The organism is Pseudomonas sp. S3(2024), assembly GCF_036861315.1.
In the GTDB taxonomy this organism is placed as follows: domain Bacteria; phylum Pseudomonadota; class Gammaproteobacteria; order Pseudomonadales; family Pseudomonadaceae; genus Aquipseudomonas; species Aquipseudomonas putida_A.
This window is the reverse complement of record NZ_JAZAQQ010000008.1, coordinates 285,464-302,466: the sequence shown is the minus strand read 5'-3', so window position 1 is coordinate 302,466 and position 17,003 is coordinate 285,464. Positions and strand designations below refer to the sequence as shown.

At 59.3% G+C, this 17,003-nt stretch carries 17 protein-coding genes; 5 read left to right on the top strand and 12 right to left on the bottom strand.

Translation table 11 applies throughout. The features are described 5' to 3' along the window. Window positions 1-124: 124 nt before the first annotated feature. The 6 genes from msrQ to VLA07_RS21250 all read right to left on the bottom strand — a co-directional run bounded on the left by msrQ (window position 125) and on the right by VLA07_RS21250 (window position 6,101). Window positions 125-736 carry a protein-methionine-sulfoxide reductase heme-binding subunit MsrQ gene (gene msrQ / locus VLA07_RS21275; protein ID WP_333991195.1) on the bottom strand — a complete coding sequence of 204 codons (612 nt, stop codon included), beginning with the start codon at window positions 734-736 and terminating at the stop codon, window positions 125-127. Further along, window positions 736-1,749 (bottom strand): protein-methionine-sulfoxide reductase catalytic subunit MsrP, encoded by a 1,014-nt coding sequence (gene msrP, locus VLA07_RS21270; protein ID WP_333991194.1) that lies wholly within the window; start codon window positions 1,747-1,749, stop codon window positions 736-738. The genes msrQ and msrP overlap by 1 nt, the downstream gene beginning before the upstream one ends. Before the next feature lie 63 nt (window positions 1,750-1,812). Then, on the bottom strand, window positions 1,813-2,670 hold the full coding sequence (pssA, locus tag VLA07_RS21265; protein WP_027614080.1) for a CDP-diacylglycerol--serine O-phosphatidyltransferase: 858 nt from the start codon (window positions 2,668-2,670) through the stop codon (window positions 1,813-1,815). Between the two features lie 147 nt (window positions 2,671-2,817). Then, window positions 2,818-3,834, bottom strand: a complete 1,017-nt coding sequence (gene ilvC, locus VLA07_RS21260) for a ketol-acid reductoisomerase (RefSeq protein WP_007959661.1) — start codon at window positions 3,832-3,834, stop codon at window positions 2,818-2,820. Window positions 3,835-3,882: 48 nt separating this feature from the next. Further along, on the bottom strand, window positions 3,883-4,374 hold the full coding sequence (gene ilvN, locus VLA07_RS21255; protein ID WP_003205610.1) for an acetolactate synthase small subunit: 492 nt from the start codon (window positions 4,372-4,374) through the stop codon (window positions 3,883-3,885). Between the two features lie 2 nt (window positions 4,375-4,376). After that, window positions 4,377-6,101, bottom strand: coding sequence for an acetolactate synthase 3 large subunit (locus VLA07_RS21250; RefSeq protein ID WP_041065497.1), 1,725 nt, complete (start codon window positions 6,099-6,101; stop codon window positions 4,377-4,379). Window positions 6,102-6,500: 399 nt separating this feature from the next. Here VLA07_RS21250 and VLA07_RS21245 point away from each other — a divergent pair, with 399 nt between their 5' ends. Further along, the gene (locus VLA07_RS21245) at window positions 6,501-6,917 is read left to right on the top strand and encodes a DUF4124 domain-containing protein (RefSeq protein WP_027614082.1); all 417 of its coding nucleotides are present in this window, start codon (window positions 6,501-6,503) and stop codon (window positions 6,915-6,917) included. 196 nt (window positions 6,918-7,113) lie between these two features. Here VLA07_RS21245 and VLA07_RS21240 read toward each other — a convergent pair whose 3' ends face one another. From VLA07_RS21240 to mrcB, 3 genes are read right to left on the bottom strand one after another with little or no spacing between them, the layout of a single operon-like run. Then, entirely contained in the window at window positions 7,114-7,449 is a 336-nt protein-coding gene (locus VLA07_RS21240) for a YqcC family protein (RefSeq protein ID WP_103367323.1), read from the bottom strand. Beyond that, complete coding sequence (locus VLA07_RS21235; RefSeq protein ID WP_096797538.1) at window positions 7,449-8,204, bottom strand: hypothetical protein; 756 nt, start codon at window positions 8,202-8,204, stop codon at window positions 7,449-7,451. The genes VLA07_RS21240 and VLA07_RS21235 overlap by 1 nt, the downstream gene beginning before the upstream one ends. Window positions 8,205-8,220: 16 nt before the next feature. Continuing rightward, entirely contained in the window at window positions 8,221-10,545 is a 2,325-nt protein-coding gene (mrcB, locus tag VLA07_RS21230; protein WP_096797539.1) for a penicillin-binding protein 1B, read from the bottom strand. A gap of 116 nt (window positions 10,546-10,661) precedes the next feature. On the opposite strand from mrcB, the gene VLA07_RS21225 reads away from it, so the two are divergent. From VLA07_RS21225 to VLA07_RS21210, 4 genes are all read left to right on the top strand, one after another. After that, complete coding sequence (locus VLA07_RS21225; protein ID WP_333991181.1) at window positions 10,662-12,218, top strand: bifunctional aminoglycoside phosphotransferase/ATP-binding protein; 1,557 nt, start codon at window positions 10,662-10,664, stop codon at window positions 12,216-12,218. Window positions 12,219-12,309: 91 nt separating this feature from the next. Beyond that, entirely contained in the window at window positions 12,310-12,654 is a 345-nt protein-coding gene (locus VLA07_RS21220) for a pentapeptide repeat-containing protein (protein ID WP_139054376.1), read from the top strand. A 393-nt stretch (window positions 12,655-13,047) separates the two neighbouring features. Beyond that, window positions 13,048-13,320 carry a TfoX/Sxy family protein gene (locus VLA07_RS21215; RefSeq protein ID WP_003228231.1) on the top strand — a complete coding sequence of 91 codons (273 nt, stop codon included), beginning with the start codon at window positions 13,048-13,050 and terminating at the stop codon, window positions 13,318-13,320. A gap of 16 nt (window positions 13,321-13,336) precedes the next feature. Next, window positions 13,337-14,137, top strand: coding sequence for a Crp/Fnr family transcriptional regulator (locus VLA07_RS21210; protein WP_333991177.1), 801 nt, complete (start codon window positions 13,337-13,339; stop codon window positions 14,135-14,137). Between the two features lie 226 nt (window positions 14,138-14,363). Here VLA07_RS21210 and VLA07_RS21205 read toward each other — a convergent pair whose 3' ends face one another. From VLA07_RS21205 to VLA07_RS21195, 3 genes are read right to left on the bottom strand one after another with little or no spacing between them, the layout of a single operon-like run. Beyond that, a complete protein-coding gene (locus VLA07_RS21205; protein WP_333991176.1) occupies window positions 14,364-15,215 on the bottom strand; it encodes a ChaN family lipoprotein in 852 nt (283 codons plus the stop codon). Window positions 15,216-15,235: 20 nt separating this feature from the next. After that, the gene (locus tag VLA07_RS21200) at window positions 15,236-16,003 is read right to left on the bottom strand and encodes a heme ABC transporter ATP-binding protein (protein WP_330207107.1); all 768 of its coding nucleotides are present in this window, start codon (window positions 16,001-16,003) and stop codon (window positions 15,236-15,238) included. Beyond that, complete coding sequence (locus VLA07_RS21195) at window positions 16,003-16,986, bottom strand: FecCD family ABC transporter permease (protein WP_333991208.1); 984 nt, start codon at window positions 16,984-16,986, stop codon at window positions 16,003-16,005. The genes VLA07_RS21200 and VLA07_RS21195 overlap by 1 nt, the downstream gene beginning before the upstream one ends. Window positions 16,987-17,003 lie beyond the last annotated feature (17 nt).

Sequence of the window (17,003 nt, the reverse complement as noted above, 5' to 3'; positions counted from 1 at the left end):
GAAGCAAGCCGCTGCCGAAAACTGCGTAACTCATTGAATCTCAAGGAGTTTTCCGTTTCGACTGCGCCGGAAGTGGGGCGAATTATAGACTTCCTGAATCTGCAGTCAACCGTTAATTTCAGTTTTATTGCAAAACCTGCTTTTTAGTCAGCAAACGCGGGATTCGACGCGCTATGGCAGGCACACGCAGCAGTAAAAGCATTGCACCTATAAAGGCATAGATCGCCCACTCCTTGAGATCAGCACGCACGATCCACAACATATGAAGCAATCCCAGCCCCAGAATCACGTAGACCAACCGATGCAGTTTCTTCCAGCGCACACCCAGGCGGCGCTGACTGTAGCGATTGGACGTAACAGCCAACGTCAACAGACCAAGAAAAGCCAGCGTCCCCACAATGATGTACGGCCGCTTACGCAACTCCACGCCCAACTGCGACCAGTCGAAGCCGAGGATAAACGCCATATAGCTGAAAAAATGCAGAACCACATAGGCAAAACACCAAAGTCCCAACTGACGGCGCACAGCAATCCAGCCCGCCCACCCCGTCAATTTCTGCAACGGCGTCATGCTCAAAGTGATCAGCAGCAATACCAGCGTCCCCAGCCCCAATCGATCAACCAGGACTTTGCCAGGATCCGGCCCGAGCAAATCGGCGAACGCCTGATAAAACCAAAGCAATGGCCAGATCGCCGCCGCAATGAACACGCCTACACGCCAGAACGGATATCGCATCAGTAGTTCTTCCGCAGATCGAGCCCTGTATATAAAGAAGCGACTTCATCCGCATAGCCGTTGAACATCTGTGTATCACGCACATTCGGCTTGAACAGACTGTTCGGCAGACGCCGCTCCCGTGCCTGAGTCCAGCGCGGGTGATCAACCGTCGGATTCACGTTGGCATAAAACCCGTACTCATCTGCCGCGATGCTCTGCCAGGTAGTTTTCGGTTGCTCGCTGACCAGACTGATCCGCACAATGGACTTCAAACTCTTGAAGCCGTACTTCCACGGCACTACCAGGCGCAGCGGCGCACCGTTCTGATTCGGCAACTCACGGCCATACATGCCAACCGCCAGAATCGCCAGCGGACTCATCGCCTCGTCCAGGCGCAAGCCTTCTACATATGGCCAGTCGATCAGGGCGAAACCTGAGCGCTGACCCGGCATGCTTTTGGGATCCTGCAGAGTCTCAAAGCGAATGTACTTGGCGTTGGAGGTGGGTTCGACCTGTTTGAGCAGCGCAGAAATCGGAAAGCCAATCCACGGGATGACCATCGACCACGCCTCAACACAGCGAAGGCGATAGATACGCTCCTCCAACTGGTACGGCTTCATGAAGTCTTCCAGCTCGTAACGCCCTGGCTTACCCACCTCCCCGTCCACGACCACGCTCCACGGCTCGGTTTTCAGCGAACCGGCATTGGCCGCCGGATCACCCTTGTCGGTGCCGAACTCATAGAAGTTGTTGTAATGGGTCGCGTCTTTATAAGGCGTGATCGCCTCATCCTTGACGTTGACGGCGCCCCACTTGGTAGAAGGGAGCTTCTCAGCAAACCAGGCAGGCGCCTTGCCCGGCTCGACATCGGCATAACGCGCCGCATCCCCGGCACTGGCCCAACGCGGCAGGCTGCTCACGGCGATACCGGCAGCGGTAGCTCCGAGCAATTGGCGACGAGAAAGATAAATGGATTCAGGCGTGACATCCGACTCATGGCAGTCGGACGCTTTGGGGATTTTGATCAGCATGGCAACTCCGCAGCTTTGGAGGACAGATGCACCCATAGACTGCGGAGTATGCGGGAAATTACATCATTCGGCGTTTTTGTGACGACGAAGACGCAACAGGTATTGCACAGGGCCGGAAGCGGCGTAACCGAGGAACACCAGCAGTAGAATTCGCGGTGGATCGCTGAACACCACGGCGAACACCAGCACCACGGCGAGGATCGCCACGAACGGCACGCGCCCCTTCAAGTCCAGCTCCTTGAAGCTGTTGTACTTGATGTTGCTGACCATCAGCATGCCGGCAGCCGCCACCATCAAGGCGACCAGGAACGACATCTTCGAACCCTGAATGCCGTAATCGCTGAACGCCCAGACGATTCCCGCGACCACGCCGGCAGCTGCCGGGCTGGCCAGACCAATGAAATAGCGCTTGTCCGCAGTTCCGACCTGGGTATTGAAACGCGCCAGACGCAATGCCGCGCCGGCGACATAGATGAAGGCAACCATCCAGCCGACCTTGCCCATGTCACCCAATGCCCAGCCAAAGGCCAATAGCGCCGGTGCGACACCAAAAGCGACCATGTCGGACAGCGAGTCATATTCGGCGCCGAAGGCACTTTGCGTATTGGTCATGCGCGCTACGCGACCATCGAGACCGTCGAGCACCATGGCTACAAAGATTGCGATCGCGGCAAAGGCGAAATACTTGCTCGCATTCGCAGAGTCCCCGGCGCTCAAGGCAGCCTGGGCACTCATCGAGTTGATGATGGAATAAAACCCTGCGAACAGGTTCGCAGTGGTGAACAGATTCGGCAGCAGATAGATACCACGATGCCGGACTTTACGACCTTCTGCGTCGTGCCCTTCCTCGACATGTTCATCGATGGGCAGCAGGCTTTCGGCGTCAGAAGCCTGGTTCGGCTCTTCGGGACGTTCGCTCATGGACATTACCTTGCAACGGTTTGGAAAGTTTCGACAGGTGCCTGTGACGACGGTTCGGCCACAAACGATGCAGCTTTATACCAGAACCATCGGTTTCAAACGAAAAAACGCGGCCGAGGCCGCGTTTTTTCGTACAAGAATGACGACTTAGTTTTTTGCTTTGTCGACGATCTTGTTGGCACCGATCCACGGCATCATGGAGCGCAGTTGCTCGCCGATGATTTCGATACCGTGAGCGGCGTTGTTACGACGCTTGGCGGTCATCGAAGGGTAGCCGGTAGCGCCTTCGCTGATGAACATTTTGGCGTATTCGCCGTCCTGAATACGTTTCAGGGCATTGCGCATGGCCTGACGGGATTCGGCGTTGATCACTTCCGGACCGGTCACGTACTCGCCGTATTCAGCGTTGTTGGAGATCGAGTAGTTCATGTTGGCGATACCGCCTTCGTACATGAGGTCTACGATCAGCTTCAGTTCGTGCAGGCACTCGAAGTAGGCCATTTCCGGCGCATAGCCAGCTTCAACCAGAGTTTCGAAACCGGCTTTCACCAGCTCAACGGTACCGCCGCACAGTACGGCTTGTTCGCCGAACAGGTCGGTTTCGGTCTCGTCCTTGAAGGTAGTTTCGATGATGCCGGTACGACCGCCACCCACGCCAGCTGCGTAGGACAGTGCAACGTTTTTGGCGTTGCCCGAAGCGTCCTGGTAGATCGCAATCAGGTCAGGGATACCGCCGCCCTTCACGAACTCGGAACGCACGGTGTGACCCGGGGCTTTCGGCGCGATCATGATCACGTCGAGGTCGGCACGCGGAACAACCTGGTTGTAGTGGATCGCGAAGCCGTGGGAGAAGGCCAGGGTGGCACCTTTCTTGATGTTCGGCTCGATTTCGTTCTTGTACAGCTGGGACTGGAATTCGTCCGGGGTCAGGATCATGACCAGGTCGGCACCGGCAACAGCGGCGGCCACGTCGGTCACTTTCAGGCCGTGAGCTTCGGCTTTGGCAACGGTAGCCGAACCCTTACGCAGACCGACGGTTACGTCGACACCGGAATCTTTCAGGTTGCACGCCTGGGCGTGGCCCTGGGAACCGTAACCGATGATGGCAACTTTCTTGCCCTGGATGATCGACAGGTCGCAGTCTTTATCGTAGAAAACTTTCATGAATTTCCCCTATATATCCAGGCCGTTCAGGCCATTCGCTAATTTGGTTTAGATGCTGAGTACTTTGTCGCCGCGGGCAATGCCGGTCACGCCGCTACGGACGGTTTCCAGAATCGATGCGGTGCCGATGGACTGAATGAAGCTGTCGAGCTTGTCGCTGGTACCGGTCAGTTGAACGGTATACACGCTGGCGCTGACGTCGACGATCTGTCCACGGTAAATATCGGTGGTGCGTTTGATCTCGGCGCGCTGGGCGCCAGTGGCCTTGACCTTGACCAGCATCAGCTCGCGCTCGATGTGAGCGCTTTCCGACAGGTCCACCAGCTTGACCACTTCGATCAGCTTGTTCAGGTTTTTGGTGATCTGCTCGATGATTTCATCGTGGCCAACAGTGGTCAGCGTCAGACGCGACAGCGTCGGGTCTTCGGTTGGCGCCACCGTCAGGCTTTCAATGTTGTAGTTGCGCTGCGAGAACAGGCCGACTACGCGAGACAAAGCGCCGGGTTCGTTTTCCAGAAGCAGGGAAATAATGTGCCGCATGATTAAGTACGCTCCGTCTTGCTCAGCCACATATCGCGCATGGAGCCGTCTTTGATCTGCATCGGATAGACGTGCTCGCTGGTATCGACCGAAATATCGATCACCACCAGACGATCTTTCATGGCGAACGCCTCTTCCATCTTCGACTTCAAGTCTTTCGAATCGGTGATGCGCACGCCGACGTGACCGTAGGCTTCAGCCAGTTTGACGAAGTCAGGCAGCGACTCCATATAAGAGTGCGAGTGGCGGCTGCCATAGCTCATGTCCTGCCACTGACGAACCATCCCCAGAACGCCGTTGTTCAGGATGACGATTTTCACCGGCAAGCCATATTGCAGGCAGGTCGACAGCTCCTGGATGTTCATCTGGATGCTGCCTTCACCGGTGACGCAGGCAACGTCGTCATCCGGGAAGCTCAACTTGATGCCCATGGCCGCCGGGAAACCGAAGCCCATGGTGCCCAGACCACCGGAGTTGATCCAGCGGTTAGGCTTGTTGAACTTGTAGTACTGCGCAGCGAACATCTGGTGCTGGCCCACGTCGGAAGTGATGAAGGCATCGCCCTTGGTCACTTCGCACAGGGTCTCGATCACGGTCTGCGGCTTGATCAGGCTGCCGTCGCCCTTTTCATAAGGGAACAGGCCGCGATCACCGCGCCACTCATCGACTTGCTTCCACCAACTGGCGACGGACTCCTTGTTCGGGGTCTCGCCGATTTCCTTGAGGATCGCGACCATTTCGGTCAGGACGCTCTCCACCGGGCCAACGATTGGCACGTCGGCCTTGATGGTCTTGGAGATCGAAGCCGGGTCGATGTCGATGTGGATGATCTTGGCGTTCGGGCAGAACTTCGCCGCGCCGTTGATCACACGGTCATCGAAACGCGCGCCGACAGCCAGGATCACGTCGGCATGGTGCATCGCCAGGTTGGCGGTGTAGCTGCCGTGCATACCGAGCATGCCGATGAACTGCCGGTCGGTGCCTGGGAAACCACCCAGGCCCATCAAGGTGTTGGTCACTGGCAGGTTGAGCATTTTCGCCAGTTCGGTCAGCGGTGCGGAACCGTTGCCGAGGATCACGCCGCCACCGGAATAAAGCACTGGGCGTTTGGCCGCCAGGAGCATTTCTGCCGCTTTGCGGATCTGCCCGGAGTGGCCGCGAACGGCCGGGCTGTAGGAACGCAGCTTGGCTTTTTTCGGGAAGACGTATTCGAACTTCTCGGCCGGGTTGGTCATGTCTTTCGGGATATCGACCACGACCGGGCCCGGACGACCGGATTGCGCCAGGTAGAAGGCCTTCTTCATGACTTCCGGGATTTCCGAGGCGTGCTTGATCATGAAACTGTGCTTCACGATCGGCCGGGAGATACCGATCATGTCGGTTTCCTGGAACGCGTCGGTGCCGACCATGGTGCTTGGCACCTGACCGGAAATGATCACCATTGGAATCGAATCCATATAGGCGGTGGCGATACCGGTGATGGCGTTTGTGGCGCCAGGACCTGATGTCACCAATACCACGCCGGCTTTACCGGTGGCACGGGCATAGCCGTCAGCCATATGGGTAGCCGCTTGTTCGTGACGAACCAGGATGTGGGTCACTTCCGGTTCTTTGAACAGGGCATCGTAAACATGAAGAAGAGCACCACCCGGGTACCCGTAGATATATTTGACGCCTTCGTCACGCAAGAAGCGGACGAGCATCTCACCGCCAGATAAAAGCTCCACGTTGTTCACCTCTAAAACGCCAGAATACCGTCCACACAAAAGGGGCGGGTCTTAATAGGTTTACTTCTCGGCAGAGCATGAGCGACGGTGGTCGCCGACTACGTCAGCACTGACTGAGCAAGTATTGGGATCGTCCCAAGTGTTGCGGGCCTTTCCCACCCAGCGCGAGGTAACGCGTTGCGGGTGTAACAGGTCGACGCGGATATGCGCCTCATGATCTACCGAGTGGGTCTGCTTCTGGCAGTCCCTCTACAGCGGACTTTGGATTCTTCTGTTTCGCCCTCTCCAAGTCAAGCCGTCAATGTGCTTAATTGTGGGTAAGCACATGAGAACGCAAGAAAAAACCTGAAAACAGCTACTCTGTTAGCGTCAATTGCGCAATTTTGCCAAGGAATCAGCATGCGAACGCTTCTGTTAACTCTGCTGATCGGCCTCAGCCCCTGGTGCTCGGCCGCTCAAATCTACAAATGGGTAGATGCCCAGGGCGTCACGCACTTCGATGCGCAGCCACCGCAAGGGCTGCCGGCGACGACTGTGCAGACGCCCTCCTCGCCCCCAACGAAACCTGCCGCCATGCCTGGCAGTGGTGCGCTGGGCGATCAGAAAGCCATCGACGACAAGGTGAAGAAACAGGTGGCGGAGCAGCAGGCGCAGCTCAAGGCATTTTGCGAACAGGCACGGACGAACCTGGCGCAATTGCAGAACAATCCGCGGTTGAGGGAGGAAGTGGAAGGACAATTAAGACGGCTGGATGATGCGCAGCGGCAGGAGCGCATTGTCGAAGCGCAGAAGCAGATTGCGCAGAACTGCGAATAAGCACCTGTAGGAGCTGCCGCAGGTTGCGATCTTTTGATGCTGTTTTCAAAAGCAAGATCAAAAGATCGCAGCCTGCGGCAGCTCCTGCATGGAAATACGCGTTTCCCTGTAGGAGCTGCCGCAGGTTGCGATCTTTTGATGCTGTTTTCAAAAGCAAGATCAAAAGATCGCAGCCTGCGGCAGCTCCTACAGAGGCTTAGCGCGAGGCGGTGATCAGCAGGTCAAACTCTTTGAGCAGCACCTGCAGCTGTCGATCCTTGCCCTGCAGATTACGCTGGGCGAAGACCATTTCAGCCATTTCCTGAATGCCCGAAGCATTGGGCAACGGCAAGTCCTGCTCAAGGATCATCTTCATCCGCGGCAGGAAGATCCATTGTAGCCATTGCTCGAAATCCAGCGTGTCGACCGAAAACGGTTCGACACTGCTCAGGGCTTCGGCCGATGGCTGAACGTCATCCCACCAACCCTGCGTGCGCAGTTCGCGCTCGATCAACAGCAACTGATCAGCGATTTTCGGGAACCGGGAATCCATCACAGCGAAACCTTGGCCTTCTGACGAGCCAGCGCTGCGCCGGCGGAATCGCCTTGTTTCTCACGGGACTGCGCGATGATCTCCCATAGGTTGGCCTGCAAGTCCGGACGACCGTTGGCCATGGTCAGTGCACGACGGGCGAACTGCTCGGCCTGTGGCGCATCACCTTGAGCCATGCGTACTTGCGCCAGACGATAGAGCACTTGCGGCTCACGCGGGGCAACGCGTTGAGCGCGCTCCAGACTGGAAGACGCACCGTTGAGGTCGCCACCGGCCTGCTGCTGTTGCGCAGTGGTCAGCAAGGCGAGAACCGGGCCATCGAGCTGTTCGTCCGCCGACAGACCACCGCCACTGCTGGCCGAAGGAATCCCGCTTGGCGTCGAAGGCATGCTGTAGCTGCCGGAGTTGATCGGTGCCGACTCGACCGGCGACGGGTTGTACGGCCCTGCGGTGATTCCGCCGGAGGCCGGGCCCGGCACGATCGGCGAGGAGCTGATCGGCGCCGATGTTGTGGCGCCACCACCCGGCACCATCACCACCACGCCGGTATCGCCTTGCGGGATGGCCTGGGATTGCGCCTGGCCCTGGACTGGGCGTGTGACTGTCGTCTTGCGGAAACCGCCGTTGGCCGACAGCCGTTCGCTGTTGGATACGGCCGTGCCGGCGTCCACCACCGGGATCGAACCACGCTGTACGGTAGAGCAGCCGCTGAGCAAAGCCACGGCAGTCACCGCCGGAATCAACCACTTGTTCACTTGAAACCCTCTTTGCTTAATTCATCCAGCCCTTGACCCAATCCATCACCGACTCCGGCGAGGCAGGCGTTTCGCTTGCACACGCGGCGCCGGGTGGCGGTTCGCTGCCGCGAATATACGGCATCTGCACCGCCCCCGGACAGTTGGCATCGGAGCCTTGCCCGGTACGCGAATCGACCCACGCCTGCACGATGTTGTCCGGCTGTGGCATGTCCAGCGGCAGCGGATCGGCCTTGCGCATGAAACTGGTCCAGACCTGCAATGCACCGGTCGCCCCGGTGAACGGGGTCTTGCCGTTGTCGTCGCGACCCAGCCAGACCACCGCCAGCAGATCCTGACTGAAACCGGCGAACCAGCTGTCACGCGAATCGTTACTGGTACCGGTCTTGCCGGCCAGCGTCAGGGTCTTGGGCAGCACGTTGTAAACCGAGCTGCCGGTACCTTCACGCATCACACGCTGCATGGCGTTCTGGATCAGGTAGATGGACGCCGGATCGAAACGCTGCTCGATCTGGAACGGATAACGCTTGAGCGGCTCGCCATCGGCGGTCAGCACACTGCGAATCCCGCGCATCGGCGTATTGAAACCACCGTTGGCGAGGGTCTGATACATGGTCGCCACTTCGATCGGGGTCATGCCGCCAGCCCCGAGCAGCATCGACGGGAACGCCGGGAATTCCCGGGTCACGCCCAGACGCGCAAGGGTCTTGAGCACATTCGGCACACCGACTTCCAGACCCAGGCGCGAGGTCGACAGGTTGTACGAATGCGCCAGCCCTTGATAGAGGAAGACTGTGCCGTGGGAGCGACGGTCGTAGTTCTGTGGCTTCCACACCTGGCCGTCCGCGCCTTTGATCGACAGCGGATCATCCGACAGCCAACTGGTCAGCGTGTAACGGCTCGGTTTTTCCAGTGCGGTCAGATACACCGCTGGCTTGACCAGGGAACCGATCGGCCGCACGGCGTCCAGCGCCCGGTTGAAACCGGCATAACTGGCCTGACGACTACCGATCATCGCCTGCACTTCGCCGGTTTCCGGGTTGGTCACGACCATCGCCGCTTCCACGTCATCGGAGCCCTTGCGTCCAGCCAGGCGTTTAAAGGTGTCATTCACCGACGCTTCGGCCTTCATCTGCAGAATCGGGTCGAAACTGGTGAAGATCCGCAAGCCTTCTTCGGTCAAGTCCTCGTCGCGATAGTCTTCGCGCAACTGGCGTTTGACCAGATCGATAAAGCCCGGGAACGAGCTGTCGGCAAGCTTGCCGCGCGTGGTCACACCCAGTGGCATTTTCTTCGCCGCTTCGACCTGTTCGGCAGTCGCCACGCCTTGCTGCTCAAGCACGTCGAGCACCAGGTTACGCCGCTCCAGCGCACGCTCGGGGTTGCGGCGCGGGTTGTAGTAGGACGGACCTTTGACCATGCCGACCAGCAACGCTACCTGATGCAGTTTCAACTCGGACAGTGGCTGACCGAAGAAGAACTGACTGGCCAGACCAAAGCCATGCACCGCACGCTGACCGTCCTGCCCGACGAAGACTTCGTTGAGGTAGGCCTCAAGAATTTCCTTCTTGTCGTAGTGCAGCTCCAGCAGCATCGCCATCATCGCTTCGGTGAGCTTGCGGCTCAGGCTGCGCTCGTTGGTCAGGTAGAAGTTCTTCACCAGTTGCTGGGTCAGCGTACTGCCGCCCTGAGTCATCTTGCCGCCAGAGGTGTTGACCCAGATGGCCCGGGCAATCGATTTCGGCGACACGCCCCAGTGGCTGTAATAGTCACGGTCTTCCACCGCTACCAGGGTTTCCAGCAGGTACGGTGGCACCTGATCGAGCTTGATCAGGATGCGGTCTTCAAGGTTTTTCGGGTAAATGCCGCCGATCATCAGCGGCTCAAGCCGCACCACGGACAATTTTCCGCCATTGAGCCCCGAGAGTTCGGCCACATAGTCGCCGGAGAAGCGCACGCGCACCGGCTGGGCTTTTTCCAGGCCTTCATAGAACTGGAAGCCACGAGTGTTCAGATCAACGGTATTGCCGTTGACGGCAGCAGCACCGGGGCCATTGCTCACGGCTTCGCGGCGATAGCCCAAGGCATCGAGCTCGGTGAGGAAATCTTCCTTGCTGAGCTTTTGTCCGACGAACAGCTCAAGCGGACGCGCGTAGACCTTGGCCGGGATGGTCCAGCGCTTGCCGGAGAACTTCTCCTGCACCACGGCATCGAGGTAAACGGCGAAGCCGGCCAGCACCACAAGGCCGACCAGGCTGAGTTTAATGGCCCAGCTCAACCACGGGCTGAGGCCCTTGGAGACTGGTTTTTTCTTGGTACGGGGGGATCGAGTTCGAGTCATGGCGGCGGATTATACGCACTTTATTCATACTCAACAGGAGCGCTCCGAGGTTTGCGTCAGGCTGGCGAGCGGCCATAATGGCGACCTCGAATTTCCCAGTCTCTGAAGGATCGCCCGTGAGCCAGTCCCTGATCGCTGCCCTGCAAAACCCGGCCCTCTACCCGCACCCCGTCGAAGGGTTCCAGGTCATCGAAACCCATATCTCGTGGGTGATCCTCACCGGCCCGTTTGCTTATAAAGTGAAGAAGCCAGTGAATTTCGGCTTCCTTGACTTCACCGGCCTCGAATCCCGCGCACATTTCTGCGCTGAAGAACTGCGTCTGAACCAACGTCTGACCGATGATTTGTATCTGGACGTGTTGCCGGTGACCGGCAGCGTCGAGGCGCCACAACTGGGTGGCGACGGCCCGGTGATCGAATATGTGCTGAAGATGCGTCAATTCCCGCAGACCGGCCTGCTCAGCACCCTGCAAGCCAACGGTGAGCTGACCACCCAGCACATTGATGAAATGGCCGAGCAGATCGCCAAATTCCACCTCAGTGCGCCAAAAGTCCCGGCCGAACACGAGGCCGGGACCCCGGACAGCGTGATGGCCCCGGTGCGCCAGAACTTCGAACAGATCCTGCCGTTCCTCAGCGACAAAAATGATCTGCTGCAACTCGAGGCCCTGAAGGCCTGGGCCGAGAGCAGCTTCGATCGTCTCAAGGCACTGTTCAGCCAGCGCAAGGCCGAGGGTTTCACTCGCGAATGCCACGGTGACATTCATCTGGGCAACGCGACTGTCATCAATGGCAAAGTGGTGATCTTCGACTGCATCGAGTTCAACGAACCGTTCCGCTTCACTGACGTCTGGGCCGACACCGGTTTCCTGGCGATGGACCTGGAAGACCGTGGCCTGAAATCCCTCGCCCGCCGCTTCATCAGCCAGTACCTGGAGCTGACCGGCGACTATCAAGGCCTGGAAGTGCTGAACTTCTATAAAGCCTACCGCGCACTGGTTCGCGCCAAAGTCGCGCTGTTCAGCATGCCGGCGGATGCCACCCCGGTGCAGCGCGCAACCACCCTGCGCCAGTACCGCAACTACGCCAACCTGGCAGAAAGCTACAGCACCATCCCATCGCGCTTCATGGCCATCACCCACGGCGTATCGGCTGTCGGCAAGAGCCACGTGGCGATGCGTCTGGTCGAAGCGCTGGGCGCGATTCGCCTGCGTTCCGATGTCGAGCGCAAGCGCCTGTTCGGCGAGCAGACCGTAGCCAACGACGTGCAGGCGGGGATTTACAGCGCCGACGCCAGCGTTGCCACCTATGCCCGCCTGCATGAGATTGCCGGAGTGATCCTGCACGCCGGTTTCCCGGTGGTGATCGATGCGACCTACCTCAAGCGCGAGCAACGCGACAACGCCGCTCAGGTGGCCGAAGCCACCGGCACGCCGTTCCTGATCCTCGACTGCAACGCGCCTCAGGCGGTGATCGAAAGCTGGCTGGCGATTCGTCAGGCTGACAAGAAGGACCCTTCCGACGCCACGCTGGCCGTGATCGAGGCCCAGCAGGCCAGCCGCGAGGCGCTGACGCCAGAAGAGATTCTGCGCAGCAAACGCGTGCAGACCAATGAAAGCGGGACCCTCGACACCGTAGTCGCACAGATCCGTCAGCGTCTGCCAGGCCTGTAAGAAACTATTTCGGCCGTGAAGCCCTCGCTTGCTTCACGGCCGTCAAATAGTGGCACTATAATGGCGTCATAAAACCAACAGGTGATGTGACATGAGCCAGCCGAAACTTCTCGACACCCCGCTTTTTGCCTTGCTGCACAAAGACGACATCACAGGCTTCAACAAGGAACGCCCGAACGACGGCCCGATCGACATGGTTGGTGGCGACTTTCGTGGTCTCGACTTGCGTGAACTGAACGCCGATGGCGTGGATTTCCGGGACGCCTACTTCCGTTCTGCCGATTTGCGTGGCATCGACTTCCGTAATGCATCACTCGAAGGCGCGAGCCTGGCCCATGCGCAGATTTCCGGCGCGTACTTCCCGCCGGAACTGAGTGCGGACGAGATCCTGATGTCGATGAATTTTGGTACACGGTTGCGTTATCGCACACGCTGAGCACNATGCGCAGATTTCCGGCGCGTACTTCCCGCCGGAACTGAGTGCGGACGAGATCCTGATGTCGATGAATTTTGGTACACGGTTGCGTTATCGCACACGCTGAGCACCATCGGCAGCCCCTGACACAACACCCTCCCCTTGTAGGAGTGAGCCTGCTCGCGATAGCCGACTGACATTCAAAATGGATGTCGGCTGTTACGCCGCTATCGCGAGCAGGCTCACTCCTACAGTTGTATGCGTCACACTCCTTACTATTGCATTCGCCAGATCTCATCGCCTTTCTTAGAAGCGTTTGCGTCTAATCCGACCAAACAACCACGCTTTTCCTACTGATGGCTACACTCCTGAGAAGATCGCCCACGCACCATTCGGCCGTCGCAAGGAGGCTTGATGAATGATGAACTGCAACACCTGAAGAATCTTGGCAAGACGTCGGCGCAATGGCTGCATGCCGTGGGCATCCACAGCGCCTCGGACTTGCGTCGCCTGGGGGCGGTGGACGCCTATCGGGCCGTGCGTACCCGCGGGTTTCGCGCATCAAAGGTGTTGTTGTACGCGATCGAAGGGGCGCTGATGGATGTGCACTGGAACGACATCCCGGCCGAACGCAAAGACGCCTTGAACAAGCAGCTCGAAGCCATCTCCTCGCGTCACAAGAACTGAACAGGCGCTGACGGCCATGTATCTGCTCGGGGAACAATCGGCACCGGTCGATGCACTGATCAATCGCTTGCAGAGCTTGCCCGCGCGTTGGCTGGAAGGCCTTGCGCCGTGCGGGCCAGCCTTTGAGCCAGAAATCTCTGACAACCTGATGGAGCAGCTCCCACACGATCAGCTGTTTCTGCTGACAGAAGGCGTAATCAACGGCTACATCGGTGGCCGTGCGCTGTTTTACTGGCAGGAAGGCGATCTGATCGGTCTGCAGCAAGGTGACGCCTGGGCCGATTGCCGACTGCGCAGCGAAGGGCCATCGCGCTTGTTGCCCTATCGGCGAACCGAACTGTTCCAGCATTTGTATGCCGAACCGGGCCGGGCCGAGCAATGGCTTGAGTATCTGCTGGGGCAGATGGCGCTGCTGGCACACGCGGTGGCCGAACTGAAACCACGGGAGTTTCGCAGCACCAATGGCTTCAAACGGGTCGCGAGCGGTGAGGTGTTGATCCGGCAGGGCGATGCCGCTGATCACGTCTTCGTGATCATCGAGGGGCATGCCGAAGCGTTTGTTGATGGGCACAAGGTCGGCGAAGTGCCCAAGGACGAGATTTTCGGCACCATGGCGGTGTTCACCGGTGAACCGCGCAATGCCACTGTCATCGCTCGCGAGCCAAGCACGGTGATGCTGATTCCAGGCGAGCAGTTTCTGAGCATGACCCGCAACAATCCGAAGATCGCGCACAGCCTGATTGAGAGCATGGCCCGCCGCATCGGCCAGCTCAACCAGCAGATCACGCAACTGAGCGCGGTGAAAGCTGCGCGTTAAGTCCCTTGTTTCCGGGACATTCCGGCCATTTGCACGACTAAATCAAGCAAATGGAAAAACAGTGGTTGACTCGCTAATGAGAATCGCTATGATTATCACAACTGGTCGCGAGATCAGTCGATATTCTGAAAAGCCCTTGGTTCGGACTCTCAGATTATCTCCTCATCAGGCTAATCACGGTTATTTGACCCGGTTTTTACCGGGTCTTTTTTTGCCTGTGGAAAAGTCATTGGCCAAATTGTTTGCGCATCTGTGCGCAGTAATCCTGCGCGGGCGTGGCCGGGGTGTACCAGACGTAATCGGCCATCGCCGCAGTCACCTCGGCGCCCTGCTCGGCCAGCATCAGCACCGTTGGCGCTTGGGCTGCGCCCAAATCCAGAACATGCAGCGGCACGCCAGCATCCTTGCGCGCATGCCAGGCACCCGCCAACAGTAACGCTGGCGTCGGCGCAGCCATCAAGCGTTCGGCCATACGCCGATCCCGCTGTTGTTGAACAGCAAGCATCGCCGGCATCTGTGATTTGGGCAGCAAGCCGCAATGTGAGTCGCTGATCTGTTCGAGCAGCGTGGCTTTCACCAATGCCGCATTGCTGCGAACACCGCTCAGGGCGGGCGACTGGCGATAGACAGCGCGGATTTCGCCGTCATCCAGATTGGCCGCCAACAGCGGATAGGGTTGCGTGAGGGCGAACCGAACGATCGGTCCATAAAGATTCCAGTCCCAGCCATCCTGCCAGGCCAGTGCGGCGGCAAGATCGCTGGGCGGCGTTGCCGCATGACGAACCTGATCAACCTTCGGCTGTTGGTCCGGCGTGAGCATCTCCAAAAGCAGGCTGCCTTGGGGCCGCTGCTCACCCAGCGCCTGCATCAGCCATAACTGCACAGCGTGATGATCGGCGTTGTCATGTTGCTCGCCAATGATCAGCTGTTGCGGCTTGGCCAGACGCGCCAGCAGTTCCTGCGCCGTCAACACCTGGCCGCTGTGCAGATCGCGTATCTCACCACTGACTGGTGGTGGCGCAGCAACATGCTGACACCCCGTCAGCCACAACACCGCTAACAACCAGATCCCGCGCATACCATCACCTCGATGAGAAATCAGCGGGCGATGATCAGCGGATGCCCACGCTCCGGGTGCGGCTGCACCAATACTTCGAGACCGAACACGGCTTTGAGCGCGTCCGGTCGCAAGACCTGCTGCGGTGTACCCAGCGCCACCGGGCGCCCGCCCTCAAGCAGCAACACCCGGTCACAATAGCGCGCCGCCAGATTCAGATCATGCAGGATGACCAGCACTGCCGCGCCACGGTCGGCAAATTCACGCACCGCTTGCAGCGTCGTATGCTGATGCAGTGGATCAAGCATCGAGGTCGGCTCATCCAGCAACAGCGTTTGCCCGGCCTGCCCCGGCCATAACTGCGCCAGCACCCGCGCCAGATGCACGCGCTGGCGCTCGCCACCCGACAACGCCAGATAACTGCGCCCGCTCAGATGCCCGGCATCCGCAGCGGCCAGCGCTGCCGCAACGATCTCGTCGTCGCGCGCCCGACCGCTCTGATAAGGCAGACGGCCCATGCCGACCACTTCTTCCACGCGAAAAGCAAAATCCAGCGTCGACACCTGCGGCAACACCGCCAGGCGCTGAGCGCGCTGCGTACCTGTCCAGTGACTCAGCACCTTGTCGTCGAGCAACACCTCGCCCTCACCCGCAGCCAGTTCACCGCACAAGGCACCGAGCAAGGTACTTTTGCCGGCACCGTTCGGCCCGAGCACACCCAACACCTCACCGGGTTCAAGCTGCAGGGTGACGTCGCTGAGGACAGTCTTGCGTCCGCGACGGATGTGCAGATTGTGCGCACGCAGCATCAGGCACGACCTCGCAGCAACAGGTAGAGGAAGAACGGCGCGCCGATAAACGCCGTGACGATACCGATCGGCAACTCCGCCGGCGCCAGCGCCAACCGCGCCACCAGATCCGCCAGCAACAACAGGCTCGCCCCCGCCAGTACCGACGCTGGCAGCAACACCCGGTGATCGGGCCCGGCCAATAAACGCACCAGATGCGGCACCACCAGCCCAACGAAACCGATCATCCCGGCTGCCGCTACCGCCGCGCCAACACCCAACGCCGTGCAGAACACCAATTCACGTTTGAGCCGCTCGACATCGATCCCCAGATGCCCCGCCTCGGATTTACCGAGCAACAACGCATTCAGCGCCTTGGCACGCCGCGGCAACCACAACGCGACGCCAGTGCTGATAATCAGCAACGGCCACAAACGCGCGTAACTGGCGCCATTGAGGCTGCCCAGATTCCAGAAAGTCAGCGTACGCAAAGTCGCGTCATCCGCCAGATAGGTGAACAGACCCACCGCCGAGCTTGCCAATGCCGTCAGGGCGATCCCGGCCAGCAGCATGGTCGCGACGTTAGTCTGGCCGTTGCGCCGACCGAGCCGATAGACCAGCGCCGTCACCCCCAGTCCACCGAGAAACGCGCACGCCGACAACAGGTACGGCCCGAACCACTCCGGCAAACCGCCAAAAAATGACCCGCCGACAATCGCCACCGCCGCACCCAGCGCTGCCCCACTGGAAACCCCGACCAACCCGGGATCGGCCAGCGGATTGCGAAACAAGCCCTGCATCGCCACACCCGACAGTGCCAGCACACCGCCGACGGCCAGACCGAGCAAGGTGCGCGGCAGACGGATCTGCCCGAGGATCAGCTCGGCCTGCTCCAGACCGTCCGGCGCCAACGGCACACCGACCATGCGCAATGCAGCGCGTAACGTATCGAACAGCGGCAGGCTCACCGGCCCCAGCGCCAACGACAGCCAGATGGCCAGCAAACACAGGAGCGTCAGGC

Coding starts and splice junctions, on each gene's coding strand:
- msrQ (WP_333991195.1), bottom strand. CDS start 736: ATGCGATATCCGTTCTGGCGTGTAGGCGTGTTCATTGCGGCGGCGATC.
- msrP (WP_333991194.1), bottom strand. CDS start 1,749: ATGCTGATCAAAATCCCCAAAGCGTCCGACTGCCATGAGTCGGATGTC.
- pssA (WP_027614080.1), bottom strand. CDS start 2,670: ATGAGCGAACGTCCCGAAGAGCCGAACCAGGCTTCTGACGCCGAAAGC.
- ilvC (WP_007959661.1), bottom strand. CDS start 3,834: ATGAAAGTTTTCTACGATAAAGACTGCGACCTGTCGATCATCCAGGGC.
- ilvN (WP_003205610.1), bottom strand. CDS start 4,374: ATGCGGCACATTATTTCCCTGCTTCTGGAAAACGAACCCGGCGCTTTG.
- VLA07_RS21245 (WP_027614082.1), top strand. CDS start 6,501: ATGCGAACGCTTCTGTTAACTCTGCTGATCGGCCTCAGCCCCTGGTGC.
- VLA07_RS21240 (WP_103367323.1), bottom strand. CDS start 7,449: ATGGATTCCCGGTTCCCGAAAATCGCTGATCAGTTGCTGTTGATCGAG.
- mrcB (WP_096797539.1), bottom strand. CDS start 10,545: ATGACTCGAACTCGATCCCCCCGTACCAAGAAAAAACCAGTCTCCAAG.
- VLA07_RS21220 (WP_139054376.1), top strand. CDS start 12,310: ATGAGCCAGCCGAAACTTCTCGACACCCCGCTTTTTGCCTTGCTGCAC.
- VLA07_RS21215 (WP_003228231.1), top strand. CDS start 13,048: ATGAATGATGAACTGCAACACCTGAAGAATCTTGGCAAGACGTCGGCG.
- VLA07_RS21210 (WP_333991177.1), top strand. CDS start 13,337: ATGTATCTGCTCGGGGAACAATCGGCACCGGTCGATGCACTGATCAAT.
- VLA07_RS21205 (WP_333991176.1), bottom strand. CDS start 15,215: ATGCGCGGGATCTGGTTGTTAGCGGTGTTGTGGCTGACGGGGTGTCAG.
- VLA07_RS21200 (WP_330207107.1), bottom strand. CDS start 16,003: ATGCTGCGTGCGCACAATCTGCACATCCGTCGCGGACGCAAGACTGTC.